We start from the raw sequence: 6,542 nt of genomic DNA, 5'->3' as shown, positions 1-6,542 counted from the left end.
ACCGGGGCAGGTGGAACCTCAGGCTGTGCAGCAGCTGGAGCGCACCTCCCGGCTGCCCTTCCTGTTCAAGCATTTAGCGGTCATGCCGGATGTTCACCTGGGCATGGGGGCCGCGGTGGGCTGCGTGATGGCAACTACCGAGGCTCTCGTTCCAGCCGCGGTGGGAGTGGATATCGGCTGCGGCATGCTGGCCGCCCAGCTGGAACTGACCGCCAGCGACCTGCCCGATTCGCTGGAGCCGCTGCGGGCAGCCATCGAACGGGCCATCCCCATGGGCAGCGCCTGCCACCCGGACGTAAGCAACAGCGAGGCGGTGGACTTCAACGCCCTGCGATGCCGGCGGGAGCTCCCTGATCCGGCCCTGCGCCGGGCGGCAACCCAGGTGGGCACCCTGGGCGGCGGCAACCACTTCATCGAGCTGTGCCTGGACCCGGAGGATAACGTCTGGATCCTGCTCCACTCCGGCTCTCGATACATTGGCAAGACCGTGGCCGATCTGTACATCGGGAAGGCCAAACAACGGGTGCGGCAGCAGGAGGTCAAGTTGGAAGACCCCGACCTGGCGTACCTGACAGAGGGTTCGACCGATTTCGACGACTATATCCATGACCTTTTCTGGTGCCAGCAGTATGCTGCCTTGAACCGGGAGACCATGTATGCCATCCTGAGGCGGGTGGTTCAGTCAGAGGTCGTTGGGGAATCGAAGAGGGAGTTGAAGGTGGTGGGGGAGGTGATCTCGTGCCACCATAACTACGTGGCTGTGGAGAGGCATTTTGGCAGGAAAGTGTATGTCACCAGGAAGGGAGCGGTACGGGCAGAAAAGGGGGATCTGGGCATTATTCCCGGTTCCATGGGTGCGAGAAGCTACATCGTCCGGGGCAAGGGCAATCCCGAGTCCTTCAACTCCTGTGCCCACGGGGCCGGCCGGCGGATGTCCCGGACCCAGGCCCGCAAGCAGTTCAGCCGGGCGGACCTGGCGGCCCAGACGGAGGGGGTGGCCTGCCGGAAAGATAAGGGGGTCCTGGACGAGATTCCTGCCGCGTATAAGGACATCGATGAGGTGATGGCCAATCAGGCCGACCTGGTGGAGGAGGTGACGACGCTCAAGCAGGTGCTGTGTGCGAAGGGGTAGAGGCCGCCCGCTTGGGGAGGGGGATGAAAGGGCCCCAGAATGCCCTGCACGCCACTTTCTCGCCTGGGGCCATGTCCAGGGATGCCAAGCCCACCGCTGGAGGGATGGTCAGGATATGATCGGGAATCGGTCCTAGGCGAACAGATCGAGGAGTGAGCCCAGCATTTCGTTGGCCATGCGTGCGACTATGGCGTTGGCCTCAAATTTTCGCTGCAAAGAAATCAACTCCACAATATCCCGGGGCAGATCACCGTCCTCGGTTAGCTGGGCAATCCGCTCAGCTGTACGTACAAGCTGATCCATGGCCTCTTTCATGCCGATAAGGGCAACATCAAGGAGCGGATTTATGGCTTATCTCTCCTGGTTATGGTGTTCGGTCAGATAGACTCATTATCGGCCTGAACACGATTTGCTTTATACCGCGCGGTGGGTTGATTTGACTGGGGTCGCAGGCTTCAAGGCCATGGCGACGACTTCTGCGTTGTCCCCCCTTGACATTCCCCCGCCTTCTCCGTACCATCACCCGCCTAGGGTTCTATCCCTACCGCCTTCTGCGGTGGAGACCTGGCTTGGTCTGGGGCGGGATCCGGGGCAATCTCTTGCCTGCCCTGCTTCCGGGACAGTATCAGCTTGAACACCGCTCCCAGCAGCCATGCCAGGTCATCCTCATGGGTATATCGAAGGCAGTCAATCACCCGCTCATCCATGGCCGCAGCAAATGGATTCCAGCGCTGAAACTCTCCCCGGCCCCGTGCCGCCGTGGAAAACGCTATTGCTTGGTAAGTGTGATAGGTTATATTAGATTTTCATGACGTGAGGATGAGCCCGTTCAGGTGGGTCACGCCTGATTCGCTTGGAGCGCTTCACCTGCAATTATCCGAGAACCAGACTAGAATGGCAAATACAATGAAAATAGAGATTGCCCCTGAGTGGGATGAACTAGAGCGCATCAGGCTGGATGCCGCCGACTTCCTCGAGAAACACGGCTTTGCTGAACAGGTCAGGGTTGCAACGGTCATGGTCCTGAGCGAGCTGCTGGAGAACAGCGTGAAATACGGCAGTTTCACCCACAAGACCGACAAAGTATCAATCCTTCTGGATCTGAGCGGGGATCACATTACGGTGGAAGTCACCAATCCGATCGCCGAGAGTTCGCTGCCGAACCTTGACAAGTTGGACAAAACGATTCAGTGGGTAAGGGGATTCCAGGATCCGTTTGAAGCCTATGTGAAGAGATTGCGGGAGATTTCGAAAAAACCACTTGATGACAAAGAGAGTGGTTTGGGCATCGTGCGAATAGCCTATGAAGGAAAGGTGGCCCTCGACTTCTTCGTATCTGACAAAGACTTGCTCACCGTTTCCGCCGTAAGGAACATATAGCTGCACTGTAGGAGACGTCGATGGCAAGATCGAAGATTCATGTCAGTTCCCTCTTAACGATCGCTGTTAGGGAGGATTCCGAGGCCGTCATTGCAACCTGGGACGGCAAAAGTATTGAGCGAGAGCCTGGGAAATTCATTACGCCGCTTCTACTACGTTTGATCAAGAGATGCAGTGAAAATGACAAGAGATTGATCCTCGATTTTCGGGGTATCGCTTTTATGAATTCTTCAACCATTACCCCCATCATAAAGATTTTGGAGCGGGCAAAGCGGGGTTCTTCCCGCATCAGGGTGATTTACGACAGCTCATCCAAATGGCAGGAACTGATATTTTCGGCGTTGACAATCTTTTCCACGAAGGATGGTCGGGTAGAGCTGCAGGGCGCGCCGCTTCCATGAACCAGGAGACCAAAACAGCCCGGGCCTTTCTGATGCAAGCCGGGGAGGAAATCGCGGTCGATACCAAGTATGCCTCCCGGTATTCGATACTGGTCAGATTTTCGGACGGTGATAAGGTTACCAATGGAGCAGAATTCGAAGATTTGGCCGTCCTGTTGGGCGGACGACGGGTTGCACTGGGACCCTGCCGACTCATTCGTCGCCCCGATGAAAAAGAATTTACGGGCAGTCTCGTCTTCACCCGTGACATTTACGACTACCATGAACTCTTTTTCAATCGCAGAATAGTGGTGTTACAGAGCGAATTTGCCAACCTCCCAATTATTTTGGAGCGCAAGAGCCAGATCAGGCAGGAGTTCAAGGATTATACGAGCGACCTCACTTACAGCCTAAGTGTCTACCGCAACATATTCGATGCCATGGATGCTGAATTCCGGGACGAACCCGATTTTGTCCGCGAGTCGATTCAACAGGCCGTAATGGCAAAGGAAGGCGTCGCATTCCTGCGATTCTTTGATGACCATTTGCAGGAAATGGAGCACCTGGTGGCCGATTATTCCCGGGAGGAGCATGAGCGTCACGGTTTCTATTTCCGGAGACAGGTCTGGAGTTTTATCCTCGCTTCGGCGCTCATGCGCAGGACCAACATTAAGCCCCGGGGATATTCTGGTGATTACGAAATAATGCGCATGATCTACCTGCAGGAAGACTTGGGCGACTCCATCTTCTCAAAGTTGATGCACCGCCATCCCATCGAAAGCGCGGCTGCCAAGGCCGTGCGCAACCGTTGCGAAGCGATCGTCCAGGCGCTACGGGATGCCCGGAGGACAGCAGCGCTGGGAACAGGTGAGCGCCTGAAGGTGTTATCCGTGGCCTGCGGGCCGGCCTTCGAGCTGAATGGCCTTCTGGAAACGGCGGAGGATTGTGTACAATACGAATTCACGCTGCTGGACCAGGACCCTCTCGCCCTCCTGCAAGTGGGCAATCAAATCGAGAAAATCGAGAGACGGCTGGGTCGTAAGGTGAAGGTGCAATATCTCCACGAATCGGTAAGGACAATGATGTCCACCCGACGCATGGCCAGCAGGTGGGGGCAGTTTGACTTGATTTATTCGATGGGGCTATTGGATTACCTTACGGCGCCGGTCGCCAAGGCCCTGATCACTAACCTGTACAAGTTGCTGCAGCCCGGCGGGGAGATGATCATCGGCAACTGCCATACCTGGAATCCAATAAAGGTCTACATGGAGTATTGGGGCGACTGGGCTCTGTTCTATCGGAAGGAAAACGATCTTCTAAAGATGGTACAGGACCTGCCCGATGCCCAGGCAACGGTGACTGTGGATGACATGGATATCCAAATGCTTTTTAGAATAAAGCGGCTAGCCTGATGGCATGCTTAGGACCACAATGGAAGCTGCCCCAAGGGTGGTATATAAAGACGTGGCCGCACTTCTTGATGAATCGCCTGCCTACCGTGCCTGCGGATGTGAGCCATGCCCGCGCCTAATCTGACTCGTCCGGTACCTAGTGAAAAATCGAAAGGCCACCGATTCGTGGATCGAACTGAACTGGCCAAGTTCGAGGTGATGGAATTTGACTATTACCTGAATGAGATTCTCCATGACTGGCTGAAGACATTGACGGTCATCGCCTTCACCTTGGTTCCCATTTTGTTCATCCTGGACTATTTCACCATTCCCATGGAGTTGTTGACCCGGTTCGGCACTTACCGGCTTGTCTCAACTTTTTTGCTCATAGCCCAGCATCTTATCATTCGACGGTTCAAGGCCAGCAAGTACTCCTATTTGCACGCCTACGCGGCTTCCCTGAATGTGGGCGGCATGATTGCGCTGATGACGGTAGACTTGGGCGGGTTTGACTCCCGGTACTATGCCGGACTCAATGTGGTGATCATCGGCGGTAATCTGCTCATGCCGTGGAAGGCCACCCATGCGGCCATCAACAGCACCGTCATCATAGGCCTGTATATCCTCCTGAACGTATTCTCAGGCCAAGCCTACTCGCCATCAATTCTGACGAATAACCTGTTCTTTCTCACCTCGATGGCCATCATCGCCACCAGCATCAATCATTTACGCTATCGTCTGGTGGAGAAGGAATTCTATCTGCTGAAGGAGCTGCAAAGGGCTCGAGACGCACTTTGGAGCGAGATGGAGCTCGCCAAGCGGATTCAAATGGCCCTCCTGCCAGAGAACAGGCGCATCGATGGCTTTGAATTTGCCGCTGTGATGTCTCCGGCCAGGGAAGTGGGCGGCGATTACTACGATATCATCGAAACACCACAGGGGCATAAGTGGTTGACCATCGGCGATGTTTCTGGACATGGGGTAGACTCGGGGCTGATCATGATGATGGCGGAGACCAGCATCACATCGATGGTAAACAGCCTTGGAAAGACCACGCCATCTGCGGTTATAAATTCCGTGAACGGGGTCATTAGGCAAAACATTTCGCGCCTGGGCTCCGACCATTACATGACGTTGATGGTCATATCCATCGATGAGAGCAAGATCACCCTCGCTGGCAAGCATCAGGATGTCATCATTTACCGGGCTAAGTCCAACCAGACGGAAGTCATTTCGAACGAAGGTACATGGCTTGGTATTGCCGATGATATAAGCGACTATCTGAGCGACCTGGAGGTGAGCATCCATGATGGCGATATGGTTTTGCTGTTTACCGACGGAATTACCGAAGCCACCAACGAGGCCGGCGAGATGTACGGCCAGGATCGTCTAGAGCAGGCCCTCAATCAGTATGCGGATCTGCCTATCAGAAAGGTGCTGAACAAAATAATTGAGGAAGTCAACGAGTTTCAGGCCAATCAAATCGACGATATGACCCTTGTGGTCCTGAAAAAAGTACCTAAGGGCTAATGGACGCTCAATGAATTTGAATAGTGCCATACGATCAGCAGATGATTTCCGCATAAACTGGTCGACCCTCTCATTTTCAGGGGAGATTGAAGCTGACTATCATGAGGATCAGTTTCACAAATCAATTCACCAGATAAGAACAGCGCTCCTGCTGGGCATGCTATTTTATGGCCTGTTCGGCATACTGGACTTCATCCTGTTTCCTGAATCAATCGTCACGTTCTGGGTCATACGCTTTGCCATCGTGATTCCTTACACGGTAGCCGTGTACCTGTTTTCCTATACCAAGAAATTTATGCACTTCGCAGACGCCGCCTCTGCCTCTGTCATCCTGCTGGGAGGCCTGGGCATCACCGTGATGATGATGATTGTCCCCGCCTCCGGAAGTGCCATCTACTATGTCGGATTGATCCTCGTCATCATATTTGGATATACTATTTTCAAGATCAGGTTTGTATGGGCGACGCTCGCTGGGTGGACCATTGTAGTCGCCTATGAAATCACCGCCCTCTGGCTCAGTGACACCCCCCTATCAGCCGTTATCACCAACAATTTTTTCTTCCTGGCGGGAAACATGATCGGCATGTTCGCCAACTACTCCATCGAGAGCATGACCAGGAAGAACTATATCCAGACCTATCTCCTGGAGACAGAGAAGGGCAAAGTAGATAAACTGAACAGCGAACTTGAGACCCGCGTTGAGCAACGCACTCAACAGCTGATTCAATC

The 6,542-nt window shown here is 54.2% G+C and carries 7 protein-coding genes; 6 read left to right on the top strand and 1 reads right to left on the bottom strand.

Annotation, left to right across the window (positions count from 1 at the left end; all coding sequences use genetic code 11):
- On the top strand, positions 1 to 1,132 hold a 1,132-nt coding region (locus tag IH971_10370), incomplete at its 5' end, for an RtcB family protein (protein MCH7498241.1).
- 132 nt (positions 1,133 to 1,264) lie between these two features.
- Here IH971_10370 and IH971_10365 read toward each other — a convergent pair.
- Entirely contained in the window at positions 1,265 to 1,435 is a 171-nt protein-coding gene (locus IH971_10365; GenBank protein ID MCH7498240.1) for a flagellar hook protein FlgE, read from the bottom strand.
- 603 nt (positions 1,436 to 2,038) lie between these two features.
- On the opposite strand from IH971_10365, the gene IH971_10360 reads away from it, so the two are divergent.
- From IH971_10360 to IH971_10340, 5 genes are all read left to right on the top strand, one after another.
- The gene (locus tag IH971_10360) at positions 2,039 to 2,512 is read left to right on the top strand and encodes an ATP-binding protein (GenBank protein ID MCH7498239.1); all 474 of its coding nucleotides are present in this window, start codon (positions 2,039 to 2,041) and stop codon (positions 2,510 to 2,512) included.
- Between the two features lie 89 nt (positions 2,513 to 2,601).
- Complete coding sequence (locus tag IH971_10355; GenBank protein ID MCH7498238.1) at positions 2,602 to 2,913, top strand: hypothetical protein; 312 nt, start codon at positions 2,602 to 2,604, stop codon at positions 2,911 to 2,913.
- On the top strand, positions 2,910 to 4,304 hold the full coding sequence (locus IH971_10350) for a class I SAM-dependent methyltransferase (protein ID MCH7498237.1): 1,395 nt from the start codon (positions 2,910 to 2,912) through the stop codon (positions 4,302 to 4,304). The genes IH971_10355 and IH971_10350 overlap by 4 nt, the downstream gene beginning before the upstream one ends.
- Positions 4,305 to 4,469: 165 nt before the next feature.
- On the top strand, positions 4,470 to 5,813 hold the full coding sequence (locus tag IH971_10345; GenBank protein ID MCH7498236.1) for a PP2C family protein-serine/threonine phosphatase: 1,344 nt from the start codon (positions 4,470 to 4,472) through the stop codon (positions 5,811 to 5,813).
- A gap of 10 nt (positions 5,814 to 5,823) precedes the next feature.
- Positions 5,824 to 6,542: hypothetical protein (locus IH971_10340; protein ID MCH7498235.1), on the top strand; the 719-nt coding region annotated here is incomplete at its 3' end.

It is taken from the genome of Candidatus Neomarinimicrobiota bacterium (genome assembly GCA_022560655.1).
Taxonomy (GTDB): Bacteria; Fidelibacterota; Marinisomatia; order SCGC-AAA003-L08; family TS1B11; genus JADFSS01.
Note: the sequence above shows the minus strand (reverse complement) of the source record. Positions and strands in the feature narration are given on the sequence as shown.

Coding starts and splice junctions, on each gene's coding strand:
- IH971_10365 (MCH7498240.1), bottom strand. CDS start 1,435: ATGGATCAGCTTGTACGTACAGCTGAGCGGATTGCCCAGCTAACCGAG.
- IH971_10360 (MCH7498239.1), top strand. CDS start 2,039: ATGAAAATAGAGATTGCCCCTGAGTGGGATGAACTAGAGCGCATCAGG.
- IH971_10350 (MCH7498237.1), top strand. CDS start 2,910: ATGAACCAGGAGACCAAAACAGCCCGGGCCTTTCTGATGCAAGCCGGG.